Source organism: Actinoplanes ianthinogenes, from assembly GCF_018324205.1.
Classification (GTDB): Bacteria; Actinomycetota; Actinomycetes; order Mycobacteriales; family Micromonosporaceae; genus Actinoplanes; species Actinoplanes ianthinogenes.
In genome coordinates this window covers 9005511-9028618 of record NZ_AP023356.1, presented here as the reverse complement: position 1 = coordinate 9028618, position 23108 = coordinate 9005511, and the positions used below count along the sequence as shown (strand labels likewise).

Genomic DNA, 23108 nt, shown 5'->3' with positions numbered 1-23108 from the left:
CTCGTCAGTCGTAGTACTGAACCAGGCAGAACTCGTGGTTCTCCGGGTCCGCCATGACCACGACCACGCCTTCGTCGTAGTCGTGGCGTTCACCGGTCGCGCGGCCGCCGAGGCAGATGACCGTGGCCATGGCGTCCTCGATGTCGTCGACGGTGACGTCGAGGTGGATCCGGACCTTGCCGGCCGCGGGCTCGGGCACCGGCTGGAACACCAACCGGGGTTGGGGATCGCCGCGTTCGCCGAGGTAGACCCAGCCCTCCTGGGACGGTCCGGGCTCGCGGCCGAGCAGGGTGGCCCAGAATCGGGCCACCCGCTCGGGGTCGAGACAGTCGATCGTCACGCCGGACCACACATTCGCCATGGGCTCGATAGTGGCATCGGATCCTGGCCGACCACATCGGGCGAGGTGCGGCAATTGCCGACTTCGGACAGCCGCGACTGCGATCGGTGGCCGCCCGGCGGACAGCCGGTGACCTGCGGCGGCTAGTCCGGACGGTCAGAATCGGACGCTCTCCGGCCTAGACGGCGTTGACCTGGGCATTCGCGGCTGCCAAGATCAACTCGAAAGTTTGATCTTGAAATAACCGCGTCTCCAGGAGCGATCTTTTGACACACCAACCGCCCTTCGACCCGTATCAGCAATCCGGAGCGCCGGTTCCACCCCAGCAGCCCTTCCCCGCCCCGCCGGGGCAGCCGCCGTTCCCGGGCGCCGTGCCGGGAGCTCCGTATCCCGCCGGCCAGCCGCCGTTCCCGGGCGCCGTGCCGGGAGCTCCGTTCCCGCCCCAGCAGCAGCCGAAGAAGAGCAACAAGAAGCTGATCATCGGTGGCATCATCGGCGGCCTGCTGATCATCTGTCTCGGCTCGGCGATCGCCGGCGGCGGTGACGACGACAAATCCAAGGCCGCCGCCACGGCCACCGCGGCGACTGGGCCCGCCAAGGCCGAGGTGACCGAGGCCGCAGAGGTCGCGACGGCGACGCCGAAGGCCGAGGAGACCAAGACGGAGGCACCGAAGGCCGAGGCGCCGAAGCTGTCCGTGGAGGAGCAGAACGCCGTCCGCGCCGCGGAGAACTATCTCGACTTCGCGCCGTTCTCCCGCAAGGGCCTGATTCGGCAGCTGTCGTCCGACGCCGGTGACGGATACCCGCTCAAGGTCGCGACCAAGGCCGTCGACTCCCTCCACATCGACTACAACGAGCAGGCCGCCCGGGCCGCCAAGAACTATCTTGAGCTCACCTCGTTCTCCCGGGCCGGCCTGATCCGGCAGCTCGAGTCGTCCGCCGGCGATCAGTACACCCACGAGCAGGCCGTTTACGGCGCCAAGGCCGCCGGTCTCTGAACCGGCCGATCGCGACTCGCAGCACGGGTGGCCCGGCATCGGCAGCCGGCCGAGGACCTCGGGATGAGGTCCTCGGCCGGCGCGTCGGCGCGGAGCCGTCGCGCGGCGGAACCGCGGGTACGTCGCCACCACGGACCCGCGCTGCCGGCCGACCGGCGGGGCCATGACCGTGTCGGCTTTACATCGTTGCTCGCGGCTCCCTAGGATCGCCGTGATCGGCTCGACCGGAGGGACCACGTCATGCCGTCACCGGCCCGGTCCCGGCCACCGACCCTGGACGAGGTCGCCGAGCGGGCGGGCGTGTCCCGCACCGTCGTCTCCCGCGTGGTCAACAACGGCCCGCACGTGAGCCGCGCCAAACGCGAGGCGGTCGAGAAAGCGGTCCTCGAACTCGGCTACACCCCCAACCGCGCCGCCCGCGCTCTGGTCACCCAGCAGACCGGCGCGGTCGTCCTGGCCGTCTCCGGCGACGGCCCGGAGGTGTTCGGCGATCCGTTCTTCGCACAGATCATCGTCGGCGCGTCCGCCGCGCTGGAAAAGACCGACCTGCACCTGGTGCTCAGCCTGGCCACGCCGGTGCACGGCCGGCAGCGGCTCAAGGCGTTCCTGCAGACCCGCGGCGCCGACGGCGTGATGCTGGTGGCGATGCGCGGCGACGACCCGCTGATCGACATCGCCGAGCAGTCCGGCCTGCCGACCGTCTTCGTCGGGCTGCCGATGCGCGGGACGCCGCCGTTCTACGTCGACGTGGACAACGCCGGCGGCTCCCGGACGGCGACCGAGCACCTGCTGCGCGACGGGCGCCGCCGGATCGCCATGATCACCGGGCCGGAGGACACCGCGGTCGGCCGGGAACGCCGGCGCGGCTACGCCGAGGCGTTGCTGCTGGCCGGGCTCGAGCCGTACGCGGTCGTGCCGGGCGACTTCCTGGAGGACGGTGGCGCCGGGGCGATGCGCACGCTGCTGAGCACGCATCCCGACCTCGACGCCGTGGTCGCCGCCAACGACAACATGGCCGCCGGCGCGTTGCGGGTGCTGCGCGAGAGTGGCCGCACGGTGCCCGGCGACGTGGCGGTGGTCGGATTCGACGACCTGCCGGTCGCGGTGCACACCGACCCGAAACTCACCACCGTGCACCAGCCGGTGCAGGCGCTGGGCCGCGAGTCCGCCCGCATGCTGGTCGATCTGCTGGACGGCTCGCGGCCGGAGTCGTTCATCCTGCCGACGAAACTGGTCGTGCGGGAGTCGGCTTAGCGGTGCCGGGAACAGGCGTACTGCGCGGCGACCCGGGCCAGTTCGTGCCCGCGCCCGTTCATGTACCGCCGGTGCACCCAGTCGGTGAACGCGGCGAGGGCGGCCGGTGACGAGGTCGGCGACCAGGGCTCTTCCTTGGTCAGGTCGAAGTAGGTGAGCAGCTTCAGGTCCGGGTAGGCGCCCGAGCGCAGCCGCGCATCCATGTCACGCAGCCACGCGGCCTTGTCGCCGCCGTCCTCGGTGGACGCGAACTCGCCGAGCATCACCGGCCGGTCCGGCGCGATGTCACGAGCTTTCGCGTACGCGCTGGAGACCGTCGCGTCGAAGCTCGTCCAGTGGTCGCTGGCCGGATCCCAGGACGGTCCGAATCCCCAGTTGTAGCCGTCGATCCCCACCCAGTCGACGTAGTCGTCACCGGGGTACGCGGCCGCCGGGTCGTTGTAGGCCTCGTCCGGCGACGAGCCGTTGTTGAACGCCCACACCCACTGCACGTTGCGCGCCCCGCTCGCCTCGACGAGGTCGTGCACGTACCGGTACGCCGACGCGTACCGTGACGGGTCTTGATCGTTGTTGGCGATGCCCCACGGGTACCAGTTTCCGTTGAACTCGTGCGCCCAGCGGACCAGGATCGGCTGCCGCACGGCGGCGAACTCCCGGGCGCGGGCCACGATGTAGTCGTCCCAGGCGCCGTCGAGGATGTCGCCGAGGTGGATCTGCGCGGGGTCGTTCACGGCGAGGGCGGTGTTCCAGGGCTCCCAGGTGTAGTGCGGCATGATGCCGCGGCGCCAGAGCAGCTTGGCCTCGTTCACCGGGAAGGCGCGTCCGCTCGCCCAGCTGTCGAACCACATGACGCTGGCCGGGGTGACGCCGTACAGGGCCTTCACGTCGGCGGCGATGGCCGCCGGGTCCTGTTCCCGGAACATGCCCAGGTATCGAGTGCCGGCCGGTGCGGCGTTCGCCCTGACGGGGTCGGACACCGCCAGCGTCACGGCGGCTGCCGCCGCACCCAGCAGTACTCGCCTGCGCATGTTGCCTCCCGGTCGATCGATGACGAGAGCGCTCTCTCCAGACTGGAAGCGCTTCCGGTCACAAGGTACGACCGGTAGTCATCGATGTAAAGACGAGGTTTCCCGCTCCCGCCCCAACAACCCACTTCACTTGACATTCGTTAAGGGCAGGTAACAAACTCGTCATCGACCAAGCTTGATCGGCCATTCTGGAAGCGCTTCCAAACCCCCGTCCCCTGGAGGCAACCGTGAGCATCCCTCGATCCCGCACGCGGAGAGCGCTGGCCGCCCTCGGCATCGCCGTCGCCCTGACCGTTCCCGGCGCCGTCCCGGCCCAGGCCGCCATCGGCCCGAGCTTCACCGACGACTTCAACGGCTTCGACACCGGCCGCTGGTACAAGGCCGACGGCTACAGCAACGGCAGCATGTTCAACGTCGGCTGGCGCGCCGACCACGTCACCTTCGGCGGCGGCACGATGAACCTCAACCTGGACACCCAGACCTGTCCGGGCGGCTGCTCCGGCAAGCCGTACGCGTCCGGCGAGTACCGCACCACCGACCTGTACTCGTACGGCCGCTTCGAGGCGCGGCTGAAAGCCGTCCGGAATCCCGGCACCGTGACCTCGTTCTTCACCTACACCGGGCCCAGCGACAACCAGCCGTGGGACGAGATCGACGTGGAGATCCTCGGCAAGAACACCAGGCAGGTGCAGCTCAACTACTTCACCAACGGCGTCGGCGGCCACGAGACCGTGATCAACCTGGGCTTCGACGCCGCGGCCGGTTACCACAACTACGCCTTCGAGTGGTGGCGGGGCGGCACCATCAACTGGTTCGTCGACGGAGCGCTCGTGCACCAGGAGAACGGCTCGCGCGGCCCGCTGCCCACGCACCCGCAGCGCATCATGATGAACCTCTGGCCGGGCATCGGCGTCGACAGCTGGCTGCAACCGTTCACCTACCCGGGCTACCGGCTCACCGCGGGCTACGACTGGGCCAAGTACACCAAGTACTGAGCCCGAGGACCGTCAGCTGGGCGGCTTCCTCAGGCGACGGATGCCGAGGCGCCGCTCCAGCCGGCGGATGAGCAGCAGGGACAGGGCGACGCTGGTGGCCGGCAGCACCAGCGCCAGCAGGACGAACTGCCAGAACGAGGTTTGCAGGTCGTTCGTGAGGATGCGGAAGTTCATGCCGAAGTAGCCGGTGAGGAAGGACAGTGGCAGGAAGACGGTCGCCACGATGGTCAGCCCGCTGATCACCTGGGCCTGTCGGCCGGCGACCAGACCGGCGTGGTGGTCCAGAGCGTCCTTGCGGGCACCCTCGTCGAGGGCGCCGTACTGGTCCCGGGCGTGCCGCAGGGCCGCGCAGGGCGCCGGGTGCACGGTGACCAGGAACTGCTCGGTGAGCAGCAGACTCACGAACTCCGCGGCGATCCACGCCGCCGGCCGGGTGCCCACCGCCGCGGGCAGCACGGCCCGCACCGATCCCCCGGACCAGCCGAGCGACGACCGCTGACGAGCGTGCGGCACGCTGTCCAGGACGCCCGCGGGCAGCTGGAGGCCGCGGCGGAACTCCGCCAGGTCGTCGTCGCCCGGCTGCTCCAGGTCGAGCCAGAAGAACTCGCCCGATCGCAGGTGGCCGGCGACGTCTGCCGGCGTGGCCGGCCCGTCGCGCCCGGCCGCGTCGATGAGGCGGGCGATCGGGGGCCGGACCCGGTCGCGTACCGAATCGGGCATGCCCGTGCCACCTCCCAGCGCCACGGGCGATTGAACCAGCCGCCCGGCGAGCCGTCCTCCTCCTGTCCGGGTGAGGTTCGGACGCAGCAACCCATCGACCACTGACGGTGGAAACATGGCACACAGAGGGTGATGCACCGCTGGTCGCTCGCGGCATAGGAACGAAGCGGCCACAGGTTGGCACGGGGTCGCCGAGTGGGACGGAGAACGTCGATGGGTGCCGAGAGCGATCGAGTAGCGCGGTTCGGGCGGTTGGAGCACGGGCTGCGACAGGCCGGGGATTGGTACCGGTGGGGGCCGTACGTCAGCGAGCGGCAGTGGGGCACGGTCCGGGAGGACTACAGCGCCGACGGCAACGCGTGGGACTACCTGCCGCACGATCACGCCCGGTCCCGGGCGTACCGGTGGGGCGAGGACGGGATGGCCGGGTTCTGCGACATCGAGCAGCGGCTGTGCCTGTCGCTGGCGTTGTGGAACGGGCGCGACCCGATCCTCAAGGAACGCGCGTTCGGGCTGACCGGCCCGCAGGGCAATCACGGCGAGGACGTCAAGGAGTACTGGTGGTACCTGGACGCCATCCCGTCGCACGCCTGGAACCGGTGGCGCTACCACTACCCGCAGGGCGAGTTCCCGTATCAGGACCTGATCGACACCAATGCGCGCCGGGACCGGTACGAGCCCGAGTACGAGCTGCTCGACACCGGCGCGTTCGACGAGGACCGCTATTGGATCACCGAGGTGGTGTACGCCAAGGCCGGCCCGGACGACCTGCTGATGAGCATCCAGGTCACCAACAAGGGCCCCGAGGCGGAGACGCTGCACGTGCTGCCCACCGCCTGGTTCCGCAACACCTGGTCGTGGGGGGACGACGGGACCCGTCCGTCGCTGCGGGCCGCCGGCGATCGGTCGGTGCTGATCGAGCATCCGATCACCGGGACGATGGAACTGATCGCGGCGGCCGGTCCGGACGGCGCTGGCCCCCGGTTACTGTTCTGCGAGAACGAGACCAATCTGGTACGCCTGGACAACGCGGCGCCGATCACCGCGTACCCGAAAGATGGCATCAATGACCACGTGGTGCACGGTGCGCCGACCGTGAACCCCGAGCGGACCGGCACCAAGTGCTCGTTCTGGTATGAGATCACGGTGCCGGCGGGCGGGACCACCGAGCTGCGCCTGCGCCTGCGTCCCGCGGTCGAGGGCCGAAGCAGCGCGGCCGACGCGCTCGGCGACGACTACGACCGGGTGGTGGCCGGGCGCCGCGGCGAGGCCGACGAGTTCTACGCCGAGCTCACCCCGGCGGGCGCCGGCGCGGACGAGGCGCTGGTGCTGCGGCAGGCCTCGGCCGGCATGCTCTGGAGCAAGCAGCTGTTCTACTACGACGTCGACCGCTGGCTGGACGGCGACCCCGGCCAGCCCACCCCGCCCGCGGAGCGGCTGACCGGGCGCAACGCCAAGTGGCGCAACTTCAACGGGTTCGACATCATCTCGATGCCGGACAAGTGGGAGTACCCCTGGTTCGCCGCGTGGGATCTGGCCTTCCACACCGTCCCGCTGGCGCACCTGGACCCGGCGTTCGCCAAGTACCAGCTGATCCTGGTGTGCCGGGAATGGTTCCAGAGTCCGAACGGGGCGCTCCCGGCGTACGAATGGGATTTCGGCGATGTGAACCCGCCGGTGCACGCCTGGGCCGCGCTCCAGATCTTCGCCATCGACGGCGCCCGTGACTTCGACTTCCTGTCCCGGGTGTTCGACAAGCTGCTGGTCAACTTCACCTGGTGGGTGAACCGTCAGGACGCCGGCGACAAGAACGTGTTCGAGGGCGGTTTCCTGGGCCTGGACAACATCGGGCCGATCGACCGCTCGCACCTGCCCGACGGTTACACCCTCCAGCAGTCCGACGCCACCGGCTGGATGGGCGCCTATGCCGCGGCGATGGGCGCCATCGCGGCCATCCTGCAATGGTCGGGCAAGCGCCAGGGGCGGGACCTGGTCGTGAAGTTCCTGGAGCACTTCGCGGGCATCCGCAAGGCTCTGGAGAAGCAGGGGTTGTGGGACGACGCCGACGGGCTGTTCTACGACCGGCTGATCACTCCGTCCGGCCAGGCCGTCCCGATCAAGGTCCACTCGATGGTCGGGATCATCCCCGTCCTGGCGGCCCTGGTGATCGACGGCGACCTGCTCCAGAACGCGATGGACATGAACAAGGGCTTCATGCGCTTCCTCCAGCACGAGGGCCTCAGCGACATGGAGAAGCTGGTCGAGACCGCCCAGCTGCGCGGCGACGACGCCGGCCGGCGGCTGCTGCTGTCGGTGGCCCGGCCGAACCAGCTGGAGCGGTTGTTCGCCAAGCTGTTCGACGAGTCCGAGTTCCTGTCCCCGCACGGTCTGCGGGCGCTGTCGGCATACCACCGCGAGCACCCCTACCAGTTCGACGCCGAGGGATACCACTCGTCGATCGACTACGAGCCGGCCGAGTCGACCACCTCGATGTTCGGCGGCAACTCGAACTGGCGTGGCCCGATCTGGATGCCGGTCAACTACATGGTGGTCGAGTCGCTGGAGCGCTACCACCGGTTCTACGGCGACGACTACCAGCTCGAATACCCGACCGGCTCGGGCCGGCGGCTCCCCCTCGACCGGATCATCGCCGACCTCCAGGATCGACTGATCTCGCTGTTCACCAACGACGCGCACGGGCGGCGGCCCTGTTTCGGCGGGACCGAGCGGATGCAGACCGACCCGGACTGGCACGACAACCTGATCTTCAGCGAGTACTTCCACGGCGACAACGGCGCCGCGATCGGCGCGTTCCACCAGACCGGGTGGACCGGACTGGTCGCCGACCTGATCCTGCGCCGCCACGGCGCGGTCAAGTCCGTCGGCGACGTCGCCCGCGAGCTGATCGAGAAGGTGACGTCATGACCAGCTTCCCAGCGAGCACGGTCGCCGGCCTGCCCGGGGTGCCGTTCCCGCTCGGCGCCACCGCCGGTGAGCAGTTCGGTGTCGCGGGCACGAACTTCGCCATCGCCTCGTCGGTGGCCGACCGCGTCACGTTGTGCCTGTTCGACGCCGAGGGCCGAGAGACGCAGGTCCCGGTCCGGGACAACGACGCCGACGTGTGGCACGTCTTCGTACCCGGCGTCGGGCCGGGGCAGGCCTACGGGTACCGGGTCGGCGGACCCTGGCTGCCGGACCGGGGACTGCGGTGCAACCCGGCCAAGCTGCTGCTCGACCCGTACGCCAAGGCGATCAGCGGCTCGGTCACCTTCGGGCCCGAGGTCCTCGGGCAGGACGAGGCCGACCCGGCCAAGCCCAGCGCCCTGGACTCCGCGCCGCACGTGCCGCGCGGTCTGGTGACCGACCCCGCGTTCACCTGGGCCGACCGGATCCGGCCCCGGTACGACTACTCGGACACGGTCCTTTACGAGATCCACGTCAAGGGCTTCACGATGCGCCACCCGGACATCCCGGCGGAGCTGCGCGGGACGTACGCCGGACTGGCCCACGAGGCCGCCATCGGGTACCTGACCGGTCTCGGGGTCACCACCGTCGAGCTGCTGCCGGTGCACCAGAGCGTACCCGAGGCGTTTCTGACCGGGCGGAACCTGACCAACTACTGGGGCTACAACACCATCGGCTACTTCGCCCCGCACAACGGATACTCCGCCGCCGTGCGGGCCGGGCAGCCCGGTGGTCAGGTCGCCGAGTTCAAGGCCATGGTCGACGCGCTGCACCGGGCCGGCCTGGAGGTGGTCCTGGACGTGGTGTTCAACCACACCGCCGAGGCCGGGCCGGACGGTCCCGCGCTGTGCTTCCGCGGCATCGACAACACCGCCTACTACCGGACCGTGCCCGGCGACCCCGGCGTCTACGTCGACACCACCGGGTGCGGCAACTCGCTGAACGCGGGCGACCCGATCACGCTCCAGCTCATGCTGGACTCGCTGCGCTACTGGATCACCGAGATGCACGCCGACGGGTTCCGGTTCGACCTGGCACCCACGCTGGCCCGCCAGGAGGGCGCCTACGACAAGGTGTCGGCGTTCCTGGACATGGTCGCCCAGGACCCGGTGGTGTCCCAGGTCAAACTGATCGCGGAGCCGTGGGACGTCGGCCAGGTGGACAGCTACGACCTGGGCCGGTTCCCGCCCCTGTGGCGCGAGTGGAACGGCAAGTACCGCGACACCATGCGGAACTTCTGGGCCAGCCGCCCGGTCGGGATCGGCGAGTTCGCCACCCGGTTCACCGGATCCTCCGACCTGTACGGCCGCTCGGGCCGCCGGCCGACCGCCTCGGTCAACCTGATCACCGTGCACGACGGGTTCACGCTGCGGGACCTGGTCTCCTACAACGACAAGCACAACGAGGCCAACGGCGAGCACAACCACGACGGCACCGACGACAACGCATCGTGGAACTGCGGGGCGGAGGGCGCCACCGACGACCCGGGCATCCTGGCCCTGCGCGCGCGGCAGTCCCGGGCGATGCTGACCACGCTGCTGCTGTCCTTCGGGGTGCCGCTGCTGCTGGGCGGCGACGAGATCGGGCGTACCCAGCGCGGCAACAACAACGCCTACTGCCAGGACAACGAGATCACCTGGTTCGACTGGGCGAGCCGGGACGAGGCGCTGAAGGACTTCACCACGAGGCTGATCGCGTTCCGGCAGAGCCATCCGGTGTTCCGCCGCCGCCGCTTCCTGACCGGCGCCGAGGCGTCGGACCTGCGGTGGTTCACTCCGTCGGGCAAGCCGATGGACGGTGGCGACTGGGCCGACCCGGGTGCCCGGGCCATCGCCATCTATCTGGACGGGTCGGACGCCCCCGACCGGGCCGGGGACGGCACGCTGCTGCTCGACGACGACTTCCTGGTCCTGGTGAACTCCTGGTGGGAGCCCCTGGACTTCGTGCTGCCGCCGACCCGGGCCGACGCCCGGTGGCATGCCGAGATCGACACCTACGACCTCGCCGGGACCGGCCACGCGGCGCCGCGCGGCGCCGACGAGCGGGTGACCGTGGGCCCACGGTCCCTGATCGTGCTCCGGAGTCCGCGGCCTCAGGTCACCTGACGGTGATCGACCGGATCGAGTTGCCGAAACAGATGCGGTCGATGGTGGAGACCGCGGTGGTGGGATCGGTGGCCGCACCGAGCGTGAGCAGCAGCGGGACATAGTGATCCGCGGTGGGGTGCGCGACCTCGACGCCGGGAGCCTTCGCCCGATAGTCGGTCAGCGCGTCGACGTCACCGCGGGTCACCGCGTCGATGGCCCACTCGTCGAACGCCCTGGTGTGCCCGGCGAGCGCGGGATTGCGCATGGTGGCGAAGCTGTGCGTCATGAACCCGGACCCGATGACCAGGATGCCCTCGTCGCGCAGGCCACGCAGCCGCCGGCCGAGCGCGAGCAGCGCCTGCGGGTCGAGGCTCGGCATGGACAGCTGCACGACCGGGACGTCGGCGGCCGGATACATCGCCATCAGCGGGATGAACGCGCCGTGGTCGAGCCCGCGGTCGACGAACTGGTGCACCGGGGTGGCGGAGTCGAGCGTGCCGGCGATGCGGTGGGCCAGGTCGGTGGCGTCGGGCGTGGCATACGGCAGCGTGTAGTACCGCGGGTGGAAACCGCCGAAGTCGTAGTAGAGCGGGGTGCCCGCGGCGGACCCGGACAGCGCGGCCGGCGCCGCCTCCCAGTGCGCCGAGACGACCACGATGCCCCGGGGCTTGGGCATCGACTGACCCCAGGCGAACAGGTCGTCGAGCCACTGCTGGTCGTCGAGCGTCGGCGGCACGCCGTGGCTGACGAACAGCGACGGCAGCGCCCCGTCGGCCGGCTCCCAGATGCGCTGAGCGCGCGCCGCGGGCAGCGCCCGGGCCAGGAGCGCGTCGTAGGCACCGGCTGGACGGCTCGTATTCACAAAAGCGCTCATGGCCCCACCCTCACTTCAAGCGTTAAGTGAACCGTAGGCCCCACTCACTTCAAGATGCAAGTGATTCCGGGCACCGCGACGGCCTCGCCGCGGTCGACGGTGAACTCGGCACCGTCGACCGCGCGAACCGTCCCGCAGGACTGACCTAGCAGCCGGAGCTCTTACAAGCCGGCACGCAACTGCTTCATCTCGGTGATCTGCGCCTGCTGATCGGTGATGATCGCCTGCGCGAGCGCCTTGGCATCCGAGCTGGCGCCCTGGGCGAGCTCCTGCTCGGCCATCACGACCGCGCCCTGGTGATGCTTCACCATCACCGCCAGGAACTCCTTGTCCCACGGCGTGCCCTTGGCGTTCATCAGAGCCGTCATGTCCAGCTCGTCGACGCCGGCCATGTCACCGTGGTCCATGCCCTCCATCGCCTCGCCGCCGGGACTCGCCAGGGGCTTTCCCCAGGCGGTCAGCCACCGGTTCATGGTGTCGATCTCGGGCTGCTGAGCTGCCTGGATCTTGCGGGCGAGCTCGGCCACGCGCGGGTCGCCGACGTGGCCGGTGGCCATCTTCGCCATGGCGATGGCCGACTGGTGGTGCGGGATCATCTGCTGGGCGAACGCGACGTCGGCGTCGTTGAACGTCGCCGAGGTCGCGGCGGAGGCGGCGGCCGACGGCGCCGGGCCGGAGTCCGAGGAGGTGCTTTCGCCGCAGGCGGCGAGCGCCAGGACGGCGGTGACGGCCAGCAGGCCGCGGGACAGCTTGAGGGTACGCATCATCGCGGTAGGACCTTTCGACAGAAACGGGTGGACGCGGGAAACGGCCCGTTCCTATATGCGCAGCACCGCTGTCGCGGCGAGGGTGAGTCCGGCCCCGGGAATCGGCGGCGCCCGGCCGGCCCGGTGCCGCGATCCCCTCGTGCCTCGCGGCCGGTCACCCGACCGGGTGGCGACCAGCAGCGCCATCGCCAGCAGGACGACGACGGTGAGTCCGCCCAGCACGGCGAGACAGACGCTCCAGAGGCTCAGCTGCCCGTGATCGTGCCCGCCGGCGCAGTGGTCGTCCGGGCAGTCCTCGGCCGCCGTCAGCGTCGCCGACATCGAGGTCATCGCCACGCTGCCGGAGTGCTCGGCGCGGACGCCGGAGTGGCCCAGGGTGTGCATCAGCGCCAGCCCGAGCACGGTGCACAACAGCAGCACCGTCCGGGCGCCACGCCCGATCGATGCTGCCGTTGGACCGATCATGACGATCACCCTATCTCGCGGACGTCCTGGGCCTGCGGGGTCAGCCGGACCCGGCGCAGCAGCTGCGCGTTGAACGCGACCACGATGGTCGAGGCGCTCATCAGCACCGCGCCGATCGCCGGGCTCAGCGTGATCCCGGCGAACGCCAGCACCCCGGCGGCGAGCGGGATGGCGACGATGTTGTAGCCGGCCGCCCAGGCCAGGTTTTGCGTCATCTTGCGATAGGACGCCTTCGACAGGCGGATCACCCCGGTCACGGCACGCGGGTCCGAGGAGGCCAGCACGACGCCGGCGGACTCGATCGCGACGTCGGTGCCGGCGCCGATGGCCAGGCCCACGTCGGCGCGGGCCAGCGCCGGGGCGTCGTTGACGCCGTCGCCGACCATCGCCACCCGCAGGCCCCGCGATTGCAGGCCGGCCACGGCCCGGTCCTTGTCGGCGGGCAGCACCTCGGCGAAGACCTCGTCCACGCCGGGCACGAACCCGAGATCGCCGGCGACCGCCCGGGCGACCGGCCGCGCATCCCCGGTGATCATCACGATCTTGCCGATCCCGGCGGCGCGCAGCTGCTCGACGGCCTGCCGGGCCTCCGGCCGGACCTGGTCCTCCAGGGCGAACGCCGCGATCACCGCGGGCGCTCCCCCGCTGTCGAGGCGCAGCAGGTTCAGCACCGCGGCGCCGCGATCCGACCACTGCTCCGCGGCAGCCCGCAGGGGCGGCGGGACGGTGGCGCCGAGTTCGCGCAGCAGGGTCGGCCCGCCCACCGCGTACGTCAATCCGTTGATCGTCGCTTGCACGCCGCGACCGGTCAGCGACCGGAAGCCGGACGCGGTCGCCCGCAGCCCGCGGTCGTGGGCGACCGCGGTCAGCGCCCGGGCGAGCGGGTGTTCACTGTCGGCCTCGACCGCCCCGGCGATGCGCAGCACCTCGTCCTCGGTGAACCCGTCGGCGGCCACGGTGCCGGTCACCGTGTGCGCGCCCTTGGTCAGCGTGCCGGTCTTGTCGAACAGCACCGCGTCGACGGTGCGCATCCGCTCCAGGGCCAGCCGATCCTTGATCAGGATGCCCGCCCGTGCCGACAGTGCCGTGGACAGGGCGATCACGAGCGGGATCGCCAGGCCGAGCGCATGCGGGCACGCGATGACCAACACCGTTACGGTACGCACGACCGCCTCGTCCACGTCCCCGAGCGCCCACCAGACAACAAAGGTCAGCAGGGCCGCCGCCGTCGCGATGTAGAACAGCATCGCCGCGAACCGGTCCGCGAGCACCTGAGCGCGCCCGCCGGCGGCCTGCGCCTGCGCCACGAGGCGGCCGATCCCGGCCAGCGCGGTGTCCTCCCCGACGGCCTCCACCCGGACCCGGATCGCCGAGTCGGTGGCCACCGTGCCGGCCACCACGCGATCGCCCTCGCCGCGCGACACCGCCCGTGACTCACCGGTGATCATGGACTCGTCCAGCTCCGCCGTGCCGTCGACGATCCGGCCGTCGGCCGGGACGCGGCCGCCGGAGCGCACCAGCACGGTGTCCCCCACGGCCAGCGCGGCCACCGGGACCCGCTCCGCACTGCCGTCGGCGGTGACCCGCTCGGCGTCGTCGGGCAGCAGCGCCGCGAGCGCCGCCAGAGCGCCCTGGGCCTGGCCGATCGCCTTCATCTCCTGCCAGTGCCCGAGCAGCATGATGGTCACCAGCGCCGCCAGCTCCCACCAGAAGTCCAGGTCGAACCAGCCGAAACTGGTCACCAGCGAGGCAGTGAAGGCCACCGTGATCGCCATCGCGATCAGCAGCATCATGCCCGGCGCCCGGTTCCGGATCTCGCTGACCGCGCCGGCCAGGAACGGCCGTCCACCGTAGAAGAACACCGCGGTGCCGAGCACCGGGCCGACCCAGGAGATGCCCGGGAAGTCCAGCGAGTAGCCGAACCAGTCCATCACCATCTCGCTGGTCGCCACGATCGGCACCGTCAGGATCAGACTCAGCCAGAACTTGCGCCGGAACGCCTCCGGGTCATGCCCCGCGTGTTTGTCGTGCCCACCGTGATGAGCGCCGCCATGTCCGGCATGCGCCGCCGGCCGGTGGTGAGCCTGCCTGTGCGCGACGGCCGAGCCATGCAGCCCGTGGTCTTCGGTCACCATGTCGACCACCTCCCCTGCCCGAACCGTATACCCCTGGGGGGTATCCGACAAGCAGAGGCTCTTGACGGCCCAATTGGTAAGTCGTAACTTACCGTTCGTGGCTACTTACCCATCGGCCGATGGCTGGGAGGTCCTCGCCGATCCGACCAGGCGCTCCATCGTCACGTGCCTGGCCGAGCGACCGCGGGCAGTCGGCGAGCTGGCCGACGAACTGCCGATCAGCCGGCCCGCGGTGTCGCAGCACCTGAAGGTGCTCAAGGATGCCGGGCTGGTCACCGACGAAGCCGCCGGCACCCGCCGGGTCTACCGGCTGAACCCGGCCGGGGTGGCGGCGCTACGAGATCAGCTGGACACCTTCTGGAGCCGTGCGCTCGGTGGTTACCAGCAGGTGGTCGAAGAACCCGAACCGGACAACACGTCGCATGAGGAGGAGTCGTGACAGAGACAGCGGCCGTGGTGGTGCAGCGGCAGATCACCGTCGAGGCGCCGGTCGAGCGCGCCTTCAGCGTTTTCACCGACCGGTTCGGCGACTTCAAGCCGCCGGAACACAATCTGCTCGGCGCCCCGATCGTCGAAACCGTGTTCGAGCCGAAGGTCGGCGGCCACATCTACGACCGCGCCGCCGATGGCACCGAGTGCCGCTGGGCACGGATCCTGGCCTACGAGCCGCCGGACCGGGTCGTGTTCAGCTGGGACATCAGCCCGCAGTGGCAGATCGAGACCGAGCCCGGCAACACCAGTGAGGTCGAGGTCCGGTTCATCGCCGAGACCCCGGACCGCACCCGCGTCGAACTCGAGCACCGCCACCTCGACCGGCACGGCCCCGGCTGGCAGTCCGTGCACGACGGCGTCGCCCACGACGAGGGATGGTCCCTGTACCTGGACCGCTACGCCGCTCTGGTCACCCGAGGCGGTTGAGCCCAGCGCCTTCCGGTCAGGTGATGGATCGCCGGTACATGTCGGCGTAGGTGGGGGTGTCCTGGATCAGGCCGTCGCAGAAGGCGGCGACGTCGGGGCCGATGAGCGCCATGACACCCTTGCCGGACGCGGCGCCCTCGGCGAAGAAGTCGACGATGCCGGTGAGCAGCTGTCCGTCGTGCAGGTCGACCGGGCCGACCTTGAACAGGTACTTCTGCATCTCCCGGTAGACGATCCGGTAGTCCGGCGGGAGTGCCTTGACCCGCGCGACGTGCGCCCGCCACTGCTTCTTGCCCTCGATGATGTCCCGGATGCCCACGTCAGCCTCCCAGCCGGCTCAGTTTTCGCGCCACGTTGTCGTTGAGCTGCTCGCGCCACCGGTCGCGGTAGGTCCGCGCGCCGGTCCCCCCGGTCAGGGCCGCGCAGAAGCCGGGGATGTCGTCGCCGAGGACCTCCCCGACGCTCTGCCCCTCCGCCGCGGCCTCTTCGAGCAACGCCAGAGCGGAGTCCAGGATCGGCGTGAGGTTGCGGCCGGTGAAGTCACCGTGCGGGAACAGGCCGGCCTTGATCTGCTCCCACGCCGCCCGGTAGTCGTCCGGCAACACCCGCGCCCGGGCCTCGAACGCCGTCCAGTGCCTGGTCAGGTCGCTGCCGGTGACGGTCTCCCAGAAACTCATCGCACACCCTTCCTGAGGCTGTCGATACGCGAGGAGAGGTACTCCCACTTCGCCCAGAACGTGGCGAGCTCGGCACGCCCGGCGTCGTTGAGCGCGTAGAACTTGCGGGGCGGGCCCACCTCGGACGGCCGTTTCGTCACCTGGACCAGGCCGTTGCGCTCCAGGCGCAGCAGGATCGTGTAGACCGTGCCGTCGATGACGTCGGCGAAGCCGAGCTCGTTCAGCCGGCGTGTGATCGCGTACCCATAAGTCTCTTCGCCGTTGATGATTTCCAGCACGCAGCCCTCGAGCGTGCCCTTCAGCATCTCGGTCAGGTCCTCCATCGCGCCTCCTCGCACTGCCGGTACTCAGTACTACCGGGTACTGCTATACGGTAACACCGAGTACCGGTATCCGGTAGTACCGAATAGCTAGGAGGCCCGCCGGACAGCCCAGCCGAACGCCGCCGTCGCGACGCCGAACAGCACGATCGGCGGGAGCGGCAGCAGCCACACCGACAACCCGAACGCCACCATCGAGGCGACCAGCGCCGGCCCGCTCAGCGATCGCGACCGGCCGACCAGGGCGGGAGCCCCGCGCGCCACCAGCACGCACACCAGCCCGGCGAAGATCAGCGCGACGCCCATGACCAGCGACATGCCGGCGTTCAGGTCGTAGAGACTGCGGCCGGGCCCGGCGAACCCGAAGTCCGCGTCCCGCATCGCCGCGACCGCGGGAGCGGTCGCCGGGTCCGCGGGGCGCAGCGCCAGGACCGCGGCGAGCGTCAGGTGGCCGGCGCCGGTGAGCACCCAGGCCCAGGCTCCGGCGCGGAAAGCGGAGAGAGCGGTGAGTTCCACAGCACAACCCCTATCTGTACGCTGGCGTATAGATCGAGGCTAGCCCATCTATACGGCGCCGTATAGATGGTGCACGGTGAGGAGACGCGCATGGCCCTGCCCCGCACATCCCGGGACAAGTGGATCGAGGCGGGGCTGGACGCGCTCGCGGCGGGCGGTCCGGAGGCGGTGCGGATCGAGGTGCTGGCGCAGGCCCTCGGGGTGACCAAGGGCGGCTTCTACGGCTACTTCGCCAACCGGGACGTGCTGCTCACCGAGATGCTCGACCGGTGGGAGCGCGAGGTCACCGAGGCCGTGATCGAGCAGGTCGAGCGGGACGGCGGTGACGGCCGGACCCGGCTCGCCCGGCTCTTCACGATCGTCGGCGCGGCCCGCGAGCCGGCCCGCAGCCCGCTGCTCGATCTCGCGATCCGCGACTGGGCGCGGCGCGACGAGACCGTGGCCGCGCGGCTGCGGCGCGTCGACAACCGGCGGATGGACTACCTGCGCTCGCTGTTCGCGACGTTCTGCCCGGACCCGGACGACGTCGAGGTCCGGTGCCTGCTCACGTTCTCGGTGCGGATCGGCGCGCATGTGGTGGGCGCCGACCACCCCGGCCGCAGCCGCGCCGACGTCATGAAGCTCACCGGCGAGTGGCTGCTGCGGTGATGATCAGGCGAGTCCGGGCCCACGGTCGCCATGAGGAAAGTTCACCGCGTCGGTGACTGCTGAAGCCGCGGTCTGTCAGAGGCTTCGCCGTTGGTGGTGTGCGGCGGCGAGGATGAGGTAGCTGCTGGCGGTCCAGGTGTAGGCGCGGTCGCGTAGTCCCTCGCCGGTGGTGGCGTCGAAGTTCTCGGCGAAACCGGAGCTTTCGCACAGCGCGCGGAAGCGGTGGCTGATGGTGTCGGCGAGTGTGGTGTATCCGGCTCGGCGTAGCCCGTCTTCGATGAGGACGGTGGCGGGGGCCCAGATGGGTCCGCGCCAGTAGCCGTCTGCGGTGTAGGACGGTGAGGCGGTGGGTTCGGTGGCCAGGCCGTGTGTGGTGAGGTGTTGTCCGATGCGGGTGGCGAGGTGGGCAAGCACATCAGCAGGCAGGCTGTTGCCGAGCACGATCGGCATGAAGTCGAGCAGGCTGGAGCTGGCGCGCGGCTGTCCGGTCCGGGTGGAGAGGGACACGAAGCGGGAGCCTTGCCAGAGCTCGGTGAGCAGCGTTTCCAAGATGGTCTGCGCGGTTGCCTCCCACGCGTCGGCGTCTGCCGGGCGGCCGATAGTGCGCGCGAGCGAGGCGAGTTCACGCAGTTGCAGGATGAGGAACGCGCCGAGATCGGCTGTTTCGATGACGCGGTCGCCGTCGAAGGTGGTGGCGTTGTCCCAGCCGCTGTCGTTGCCGTGCTGATAGTGCGGCAATGCCCGTCCGGGTGCCCGGCGCTGGTCGAGCCAGAAGCGGGTCCAGGCAGTGAGTCGTTCGTAGGTTTCGGTGAGCTGATCGCGGTCGAGAGGGAGTTGTTCGCGGAGCTGCCGTAACGCCCAGCCGTGGATGGGCGGTTTGACGAAGTTGTAGAGCACTTCGGAGTGGGTGACCGAGTCCGGGAGCGCGCCGGTCGGGTCCTGGTGGTCGAAGGGCAGCTGGAATTGGTGCCAGGCAAGGTCGGGTTCGCCGGCGGCGAGGGCGAGGGCGTTGAAGCAGTGATCCCAGCTCCAGACCTTGTCCATCCAGTGTTTGGACATCAGGACCCCGGGGCGCGTGAGGAATCCTGCCGGGTCGACGGTGGCCGACCACAGCACGTATGCGGCGAGTTCCGCCGCCGGGGTCTCGGTGCTGCGCCACGGGGCCACCGCGTTGGTGAAGGCGTCGAATTGTGCTGCGACGCCGGCGGCGATCTCGTCGAAGCTGCCGGTGGCGGTGAACGGGAGGCGACCGGTTCGGTACTCCTCGATGGCGATCTCCCAGGCCGATGGTGAGGGCAGGGTCAGGTGCCTGTCGCCGGCACCGAGGGTTTCCACCCCTGCCGTGGCGGTGATCTCTCCGGTGAGAACGGTGATCCGGTAGCGGCGCCCGGTCTCGTACGAGGTGAGCACATAGGCCCCGTCCACCGGGTCGCGGAACAGGTAGCTGCCGGTGAACGGGGTCAGGGTGCCGGCGGCGACCTCGATGCGCAGGCCGAGGCCGGTGCCGCGAAGCCGGATCGTGTCGGGGTTCTGGTAGGCGAGGTCGATGCGGCCGTCGGCGCCGGTCCAGCTGAGCTGTGCGGGAGTGGCGGTGACCTCGGTGTCGGCGCGCGTGCCGTCGTGCAGAGGCACGAACCGCAGTACCGGGTGCATGCCGGTCTGGTGTGAGACCAGGTGCAGGTCCTCGGCGTAGGTCTTCTCGGCGATGACCGGGGAGATGTCGAACCACGATCCGCGGTGGGAGAACGGGATGTCGCGGATGGAGAACACGGTGCCTGCTTTCGTGGGTACGGCGGTGGCGGGTCAGTCTTCCTGGGGCGACGAGTCGTTTGACGGCGGGGTCGATGCTGAAGGTGGTAGGACACCCGGTGGACGACGGCGCCAGGTGGTCCGCCGCTACCGCAGAGGTGGCTATCGATGCGGCGGCGCGCCTGCCAGACTCAAGTCACGTTGCCATTCGTCCGACTCGGGGGGTCGAGATGAAGAGCCTGATCAGCTTGGTGTCGTTGCGACTGACAGATGAGCTGCCGCCCAGATTGGGCGAGATCGAACGCCTCGCCCGGCTGTGGCTGAGCGACTATCTTCACGACCACAAGCTCGTTGTCGCCGAGAACGGCGACGTGGTGCCGGCGCCGGCCACGCTCTCCGACGACGCCCCCGTGCCGCCCGCGGGCCGGCCGGACCTGGCAAGGATCCTGACGAACGACCTGGCATCGCTGCGGGCCCGGTTCGAGGCCTTCTATGCCTTGGACCCCCTCGACTCCACCGTCATCATCGGCAAGCTCGGCGGCATTCCCACCGGCCCCGCCGACGGTGCCTTTCCCGGGGTTGTCCGGTCCAAGGGCCTGGCGACCAGCGTCTACGACCGCATCGGTGAGGCCTACGAGACCGGAGTCGTCCCGGTCCGCGACCTGGTCGACTGGCAGCACTGGACCGGCGACGGCGCCCTCGCCTTCCGGGACAGGTTTCTGAAGCCCCTCCAGACCGCGTCCCAGCAACAACAGGCGTACGCCATGATTCTGGCCATGGTGGCGGTGGCGCAGCATGCGGCGATCGTGGAGACCCACCACTACCTGCTGAACATCGCCGACACTCTCATCCGGCGCCTTCAGGGCCATGGCCGCACCACCGAGCATCCCGCGACCGTGGAGTTCCTGTCCCGGGCGTCCATCGCCTTCGGAATCGCGTCACTGATCCCCGGGCCCGGCAGTCTCCTGACCGGGGCGCTCTCCCTGGGCACCTCCTTGGCCGGCTACCACCTCGGCAAGCTGGAGGAGAATCCCGACGAAGCACCGATCGACGGCACCGCGGCACCCCGGGCCATCGAGTCCGCCATAGCGGTGATCGACGCCGTCGAGCGCCGGCTCAGCGAGTTCGATGACGACCTCGCCGGCCGGCTGGACGGCATGGACAGCGCGAACGGGTTCGCCAGCCCGGATCTGCGCGTGGAACGTCCCGACGTTGCGAACAGTTCCGACGCGATGGAAACGCTGGACTTCGACAAAGGTGCGCCGACCGGCGACGCCGTCGTGGTCTCGGTGGCCCATCTGTACGAGGCGGGATACGTTCACCTGCCCGGCGCGGCGAGCCAGTACGAGGCCGCCGAGGCGAAGCTCACCTCGTGCGAGCTTTCCCACGGGGTTCGGGCCTACCTCGGCCGTTCGTCGTTCCGGTTCGAGATGGCGTGCATCGACCTCGCCGCGATCCTGCGCAGCACCCGGCACTCCTTGGCCGACTCCGGAGTGTCTCTCGTGCGGTGCGCACAGCAATACCAACTGACCGACGAGCAGTCCGCTGATCTGCTCCGCCGGGTCGAGAACCTCGTGCCTCCAGCGGCCGACCCGGACCCGAATTACCGCAACGGGCCGGTCTGAGCGTCAGCAGACGGCGGCTGCCCGGCCGGGTGGAGGTTGGGGCCGGGCGGCAGGTCGGCGGCCGGCAGCGTGAACGTGAAGACCGTGCCGGCGCCGCTCGGATTGTCGGCGGCGGTGATCGCGCCGCCGTGGCGTTCCACGATGCGTTTGCAGATGGCCAGGCCCAGGCCCGTTCCCGCGTAACCGGCGTCGCGGTGGGCGCGGTGGAAGTTGTCGAAGACGGTGGTGTGCTGCCCGGCGGGGATTCCGATGCCGTTGTCGGTGACCGTGACGCGGACCTGGGCGCCGTCGTATCCGCCGGTCACCGCGATGTCCGGGACGGTCCCCGGCGCGGTGTACTTGACGGCGTTGCCGATCAGGTTGTCGAGCAGCTGCCGGATCAGGGCCGGGTCGGCGTGCACCAGCGGGAGCTCGCCGATGTGGATGCGGGGCACCGGCGTGCCGGTGGTCTCGGCCTGGTCGATGCGGGCCACGGCGATGTCGGTGACGACCGCGGTCAGGTCCAGGCCCGCGGGGTGCAGGCCGTTGTCGCGCGCGGTGGTGTACGCGAGCAGGTCCCGGATCAGGTTGCGCATGCGTGCGGAGGCCCGCTGGATGCGCTCCATGCCGTCGGCGGCCCGGCCCGCGTCGGGGCCGAGCATGTCGGCGACGTTCTCGGCCCAGCCCTCCACCGTGGTCAGCGGGTTGGACAGGTCGTGCGCGACGACACCGGCGAAGGCGGCGAGCTCGTCGCGGTGCCGCCGGTCGGCGGTGACGTCGGAGAACACGCTGACGGCGTACCGGCGGCCGTCGACGCTGATCGGGAGCGGCGTTGCGCGTACCGAAAGAATGCGGTCCTCCGGATCGCGCAGCAGGACGTCCATCGCGTGCGGCTCGCCGCTCGCCAGCGTCCGCCGGTAGGGCTGGTCGCCGGGCGCGATCGGGGTGCCGTCGAGGTGGCACAGCGCGGCCTGCTCGGCGAGCAGCTGCGAACTGGCCGGGTTGCGCAGCAGGACGTGGCCGTCGGCGTCGACGACGGTCAGGCCTTCGCCCATGGCGTCGATGACGGTGGCGAACATGCGCGCCTGGTCGGCGGCGGCCTGCTGAAGGGCGGCACGCTCGTCGCGGCCGAGCGCGACGGCCAGGCCGACGACCGCGACGACGGCGACGAACATCTGGGAGACCAGGGCCCGGGTGGAGTGCGAGGCGATCGCGGCGAACTGGCCGTCGCCGTGCAGCGTGAACGCCACGGCCAGGCTGCCGAAGAACAAGTCGTGCAGGATCACGAAGGTGGTGCTCAGCCGGGTCGCCGCCCAGACCGTGACGGTGACCAGCAGGAAGCCCAGCGGCATGCCATGAGTCAGCCGGAAGACGAAGAGGTACGCGGCCAGGGAGATGGCCAGCAGCGTGGTCGCCTCGAACCAGGTCCGCGCCGGGACGGCCCGGGCCTGCCGGCGCAGGTTTCGCGGGGTCAGGTGCTGGACGAGCGCGCCGAGCCGCAGCCCCGCGATGCCGATCAGCAGCAGGCTCGCGGAGTTGCGGGCCAGCCAGACGGCGGCGCCCGCGCCGGAATAGTGGCCGCTGACCAGCCAGATGCCGGTCGGGCCGACGAGCGCCCCACAGCAGGTGCTGATCATGGCGATGGCGACCAGGCGCCACAGCTGGTGGGACCGGGCGATGGGTTCCGTGCCGCCGCTGCCCCACAGGCCCGGCAGCCAGCGCTGGTAAAGGTAGGTGAACACGGCCGCTTGCAGGACGTTCGCCACCACGAAGAAGGCGGCCAGGACGGCGCTCGCGCCGGTGGCCAGGTTCACCGCGAGGGTCACGGCGGACAGGGCGGCGACGTCGAGCAGACGCCAGCGCGACGTGCGCTGGCAGATGAACCAGAGTGCGCCGACGCCGGCGGCGGGCCACACCAGGCTCAGGTTGGTGCCGTCCATGATCGTGAGCCGGCCGGCGTAGGTGGCGATGACGTACAGCGTCGCGAACGCCCCGGTGCGCCACAACGACTGCCGCAACGTCACGCTGTTCCTCTTCCGGCCGGCCGAC

22 protein-coding genes are annotated in these 23108 nt (G+C 70.2%); 9 read left to right on the top strand and 13 right to left on the bottom strand.

The window, feature by feature from the left end; genetic code table 11:
- Positions 1–4 precede the first annotated feature (4 nt).
- Entirely contained in the window at positions 5–361 is a 357-nt protein-coding gene (locus Aiant_RS40840; RefSeq protein ID WP_189330001.1) for a VOC family protein, read from the bottom strand.
- 398 nt (positions 362–759) lie between these two features.
- Here Aiant_RS40840 and Aiant_RS40835 point away from each other — a divergent pair, with 398 nt between their 5' ends.
- Both Aiant_RS40835 and Aiant_RS40830 read left to right on the top strand, forming a co-directional pair.
- Positions 760–1338, top strand: a complete 579-nt coding sequence (locus Aiant_RS40835; RefSeq protein WP_212846741.1) for an Ltp family lipoprotein — start codon at positions 760–762, stop codon at positions 1336–1338.
- Positions 1339–1578: 240 nt separating this feature from the next.
- Entirely contained in the window at positions 1579–2592 is a 1014-nt protein-coding gene (locus Aiant_RS40830) for a LacI family DNA-binding transcriptional regulator (protein WP_189330000.1), read from the top strand.
- Here the strand turns inward: Aiant_RS40830 and Aiant_RS40825 are convergent.
- The gene (locus Aiant_RS40825) at positions 2589–3620 is read right to left on the bottom strand and encodes a glycoside hydrolase family 26 protein (RefSeq protein WP_189329999.1); all 1032 of its coding nucleotides are present in this window, start codon (positions 3618–3620) and stop codon (positions 2589–2591) included. The two genes, Aiant_RS40830 and Aiant_RS40825, sit on opposite strands and share 4 nt — an antisense overlap.
- A gap of 227 nt (positions 3621–3847) precedes the next feature.
- Between Aiant_RS40825 and bglS the strand changes: the two genes are divergently transcribed.
- Positions 3848–4615: a beta-glucanase gene (bglS, locus tag Aiant_RS40820; protein ID WP_212846737.1), complete on the top strand. Its 768-nt coding sequence runs from the start codon at positions 3848–3850 to the stop codon at positions 4613–4615.
- A 12-nt stretch (positions 4616–4627) separates the two neighbouring features.
- Here bglS and Aiant_RS40815 read toward each other — a convergent pair whose 3' ends face one another.
- A complete protein-coding gene (locus tag Aiant_RS40815) occupies positions 4628–5335 on the bottom strand; it encodes a CorA family divalent cation transporter (protein WP_189329998.1) in 708 nt (235 codons plus the stop codon).
- A gap of 213 nt (positions 5336–5548) precedes the next feature.
- Between Aiant_RS40815 and Aiant_RS40810 the strand changes: the two genes are divergently transcribed.
- Positions 5549–8260 carry an MGH1-like glycoside hydrolase domain-containing protein gene (locus tag Aiant_RS40810; protein ID WP_189329997.1) on the top strand — a complete coding sequence of 904 codons (2712 nt, stop codon included), beginning with the start codon at positions 5549–5551 and terminating at the stop codon, positions 8258–8260.
- Positions 8257–10404: a glycogen debranching protein GlgX gene (gene glgX / locus Aiant_RS40805; protein WP_189329996.1), complete on the top strand. Its 2148-nt coding sequence runs from the start codon at positions 8257–8259 to the stop codon at positions 10402–10404. The genes Aiant_RS40810 and glgX overlap by 4 nt, the downstream gene beginning before the upstream one ends.
- Here glgX and Aiant_RS40800 read toward each other — a convergent pair.
- From Aiant_RS40800 to Aiant_RS40785, 4 genes are all read right to left on the bottom strand, one after another.
- Positions 10397–11260, bottom strand: coding sequence for a DODA-type extradiol aromatic ring-opening family dioxygenase (locus Aiant_RS40800; RefSeq protein WP_189329995.1), 864 nt, complete (start codon positions 11258–11260; stop codon positions 10397–10399). The two genes, glgX and Aiant_RS40800, sit on opposite strands and share 8 nt — an antisense overlap.
- A gap of 161 nt (positions 11261–11421) precedes the next feature.
- On the bottom strand, positions 11422–12027 hold the full coding sequence (locus Aiant_RS40795; protein WP_189329994.1) for a DUF305 domain-containing protein: 606 nt from the start codon (positions 12025–12027) through the stop codon (positions 11422–11424).
- A 51-nt stretch (positions 12028–12078) separates the two neighbouring features.
- Entirely contained in the window at positions 12079–12492 is a 414-nt protein-coding gene (locus Aiant_RS40790) for a DUF6153 family protein (protein WP_189329993.1), read from the bottom strand.
- Between the two features lie 5 nt (positions 12493–12497).
- Positions 12498–14627 (bottom strand): heavy metal translocating P-type ATPase, encoded by a 2130-nt coding sequence (locus Aiant_RS40785; RefSeq protein ID WP_189329992.1) that lies wholly within the window; start codon positions 14625–14627, stop codon positions 12498–12500.
- 97 nt (positions 14628–14724) lie between these two features.
- Between Aiant_RS40785 and Aiant_RS40780 the strand changes: the two genes are divergently transcribed.
- Both Aiant_RS40780 and Aiant_RS40775 read left to right on the top strand, forming a co-directional pair.
- On the top strand, positions 14725–15066 hold the full coding sequence (locus tag Aiant_RS40780; protein ID WP_189329991.1) for an ArsR/SmtB family transcription factor: 342 nt from the start codon (positions 14725–14727) through the stop codon (positions 15064–15066).
- The gene (locus Aiant_RS40775) at positions 15063–15545 is read left to right on the top strand and encodes an SRPBCC family protein (protein ID WP_189329990.1); all 483 of its coding nucleotides are present in this window, start codon (positions 15063–15065) and stop codon (positions 15543–15545) included. Before Aiant_RS40780 ends, Aiant_RS40775 begins: the two co-directional genes overlap by 4 nt.
- Before the next feature lie 16 nt (positions 15546–15561).
- Here the strand turns inward: Aiant_RS40775 and Aiant_RS40770 are convergent, their stop codons facing one another.
- From Aiant_RS40770 to Aiant_RS40755, 4 genes are all read right to left on the bottom strand, one after another.
- A complete protein-coding gene (locus tag Aiant_RS40770) occupies positions 15562–15864 on the bottom strand; it encodes a DUF1048 domain-containing protein (RefSeq protein WP_189329989.1) in 303 nt (100 codons plus the stop codon).
- Position 15865: 1 nt separating this feature from the next.
- Positions 15866–16222: a DUF1048 domain-containing protein gene (locus tag Aiant_RS40765; RefSeq protein ID WP_189329988.1), complete on the bottom strand. Its 357-nt coding sequence runs from the start codon at positions 16220–16222 to the stop codon at positions 15866–15868.
- The gene (locus tag Aiant_RS40760) at positions 16219–16545 is read right to left on the bottom strand and encodes a PadR family transcriptional regulator (RefSeq protein ID WP_189329987.1); all 327 of its coding nucleotides are present in this window, start codon (positions 16543–16545) and stop codon (positions 16219–16221) included. The genes Aiant_RS40765 and Aiant_RS40760 overlap by 4 nt, the downstream gene beginning before the upstream one ends.
- Before the next feature lie 87 nt (positions 16546–16632).
- Positions 16633–17058, bottom strand: a complete 426-nt coding sequence (locus Aiant_RS40755) for an LIC_13387 family protein (RefSeq protein ID WP_189329986.1) — start codon at positions 17056–17058, stop codon at positions 16633–16635.
- A 90-nt stretch (positions 17059–17148) separates the two neighbouring features.
- Here Aiant_RS40755 and Aiant_RS40750 point away from each other — a divergent pair, with 90 nt between their 5' ends.
- On the top strand, positions 17149–17706 hold the full coding sequence (locus Aiant_RS40750) for a TetR/AcrR family transcriptional regulator (RefSeq protein WP_189329985.1): 558 nt from the start codon (positions 17149–17151) through the stop codon (positions 17704–17706).
- Positions 17707–17781: 75 nt separating this feature from the next.
- On the opposite strand, the gene Aiant_RS40745 is transcribed toward Aiant_RS40750, so the two are convergent.
- Positions 17782–19476: an amylo-alpha-1,6-glucosidase gene (locus Aiant_RS40745; RefSeq protein ID WP_189329984.1), complete on the bottom strand. Its 1695-nt coding sequence runs from the start codon at positions 19474–19476 to the stop codon at positions 17782–17784.
- Between the two features lie 98 nt (positions 19477–19574).
- Between Aiant_RS40745 and Aiant_RS40740 the strand changes: the two genes are divergently transcribed.
- Complete coding sequence (locus Aiant_RS40740; protein WP_189329983.1) at positions 19575–21080, top strand: hypothetical protein; 1506 nt, start codon at positions 19575–19577, stop codon at positions 21078–21080.
- On the opposite strand, the gene Aiant_RS40735 is transcribed toward Aiant_RS40740, so the two are convergent.
- Entirely contained in the window at positions 21059–23083 is a 2025-nt protein-coding gene (locus tag Aiant_RS40735) for an ATP-binding protein (protein ID WP_189329982.1), read from the bottom strand. The two genes, Aiant_RS40740 and Aiant_RS40735, sit on opposite strands and share 22 nt — an antisense overlap.
- Positions 23084–23108 lie beyond the last annotated feature (25 nt).

Bases quoted from the DNA above. Each gene is read 5' to 3' on its own strand.
- Aiant_RS40795 (WP_189329994.1), bottom strand. From the start codon at position 12,027: ATGATGCGTACCCTCAAGCTGTCCCGCGGCCTGCTGGCCGTCACCGCC.
- Aiant_RS40785 (WP_189329992.1), bottom strand. From the start codon at position 14,627: ATGGTGACCGAAGACCACGGGCTGCATGGCTCGGCCGTCGCGCACAGG.
- Aiant_RS40810 (WP_189329997.1), top strand. From the start codon at position 5,549: ATGGGTGCCGAGAGCGATCGAGTAGCGCGGTTCGGGCGGTTGGAGCAC.
- Aiant_RS40760 (WP_189329987.1), bottom strand. From the start codon at position 16,545: ATGGAGGACCTGACCGAGATGCTGAAGGGCACGCTCGAGGGCTGCGTG.
- Aiant_RS40815 (WP_189329998.1), bottom strand. From the start codon at position 5,335: ATGCCCGATTCGGTACGCGACCGGGTCCGGCCCCCGATCGCCCGCCTC.
- Aiant_RS40825 (WP_189329999.1), bottom strand. From the start codon at position 3,620: ATGCGCAGGCGAGTACTGCTGGGTGCGGCGGCAGCCGCCGTGACGCTG.
- Aiant_RS40830 (WP_189330000.1), top strand. From the start codon at position 1,579: ATGCCGTCACCGGCCCGGTCCCGGCCACCGACCCTGGACGAGGTCGCC.
- Aiant_RS40765 (WP_189329988.1), bottom strand. From the start codon at position 16,222: ATGAGTTTCTGGGAGACCGTCACCGGCAGCGACCTGACCAGGCACTGG.
- Aiant_RS40790 (WP_189329993.1), bottom strand. From the start codon at position 12,492: ATGATCGGTCCAACGGCAGCATCGATCGGGCGTGGCGCCCGGACGGTG.
- Aiant_RS40800 (WP_189329995.1), bottom strand. From the start codon at position 11,260: ATGAGCGCTTTTGTGAATACGAGCCGTCCAGCCGGTGCCTACGACGCG.
- Aiant_RS40840 (WP_189330001.1), bottom strand. From the start codon at position 361: ATGGCGAATGTGTGGTCCGGCGTGACGATCGACTGTCTCGACCCCGAG.
- glgX (WP_189329996.1), top strand. From the start codon at position 8,257: ATGACCAGCTTCCCAGCGAGCACGGTCGCCGGCCTGCCCGGGGTGCCG.
- Aiant_RS40750 (WP_189329985.1), top strand. From the start codon at position 17,149: ATGGCCCTGCCCCGCACATCCCGGGACAAGTGGATCGAGGCGGGGCTG.